This is a genomic window from Fundidesulfovibrio sp. (genome assembly GCF_058402725.1).
Window position 1 is genome coordinate 14,264 of the sequence record NZ_JBZVFJ010000095.1, and the last position, 950, is coordinate 15,213.

The 950-nt window shown below is 72.4% G+C and carries 1 protein-coding gene; it reads right to left on the minus strand.

Going from position 1 to position 950, the window contains the following annotated elements; genetic code table 11:
• Positions 1-144: 144 nt before the first annotated feature.
• The coding region (locus ACV4UX_RS12760) for an NADP(+)-dependent, decarboxylating phosphogluconate dehydrogenase (RefSeq protein WP_491593658.1) at positions 145-950 on the minus strand (806 nt) is incomplete at its 5' end.

The window sequence follows — 950 nt, forward strand, 5'->3', positions numbered from 1 at the left end:
CCGCCCTTGCGGGGGGCAATGCCGGACCCGGCGGGGCTTGCGGCGCTCCCGGCCCATGCTTCACTGCGTCCCGAACGGTTGACGCCCGGCGAGGGAGCGCGCGCTCCCGGCCGGGCGTCTTTGCGTGCCGTTGGGTGCGGGCGCTCACCACTGGGCGTGGAACACGCCCTCCTTGTCCAGGCGCTTGAAGGTGTGCGCGCCGAAGAGGTCGCGCTGGGCCTGGATGAGGTTGGCGGGCAGGTGTTCGGAGCGGAAGCCGTCGTAGTAGGCGAGGCTGGCGCACAGGGCCGGGGCCGGGATGCCCGAGGCGATGGCCACGCCCGCCAGCCTGCGCAGGGCCGGCAGGCGGCGGCCCACTTCGGCGGTGAACGCCGGGGCCTCCAGGAGGTTTTCCAGGGCGGGGTCGGCCTTGAAGGCGGCGGTCACGTCGTCCAGGAAATCTGCCCGGATGATGCAACCGGCCCGCCAGACCCTGGCGGCCTGTCCCAGGTCCAGCCCGAAGCCGTAGACCTTGTCGGCCTCGGCCAACAGGGCGAAACCCTGGGCGTAGGAGCAGACCTTGGCGGCGTAGAGGGCCTGCTCTGCATCGCGAACCAGGTCCGCGACGTTCACGGCGGGGGGCTCGCAGCCGCCCTGGAGGATTCGCGAGGCGCGCACGCGCTGCTCCTTGAGGGACGAAAGACCGCGCGCCTCCACGGCGGAGGTGAGCGTGGGGATGGGGATGCCCAGCTCCAGGGCGCTTTCGGCCGTCCAGCGGCCCGTGCCCTTCTGTCCGGCCGCATCCAGGATCACGTCCACCAGGGGTTTGGAGGTCTCCTCGTCGATGCGCGAGAGGGCCTGGGCGGTGATCTCCACCAGGTAGGACGCCAGCGGCCCCCGGTTCCACTCGCTGAAGACGCGCGCCTGGGCGGCGGCGTCCAGGCCGCCCGCGCGGCCCAGGATGTCGTAGA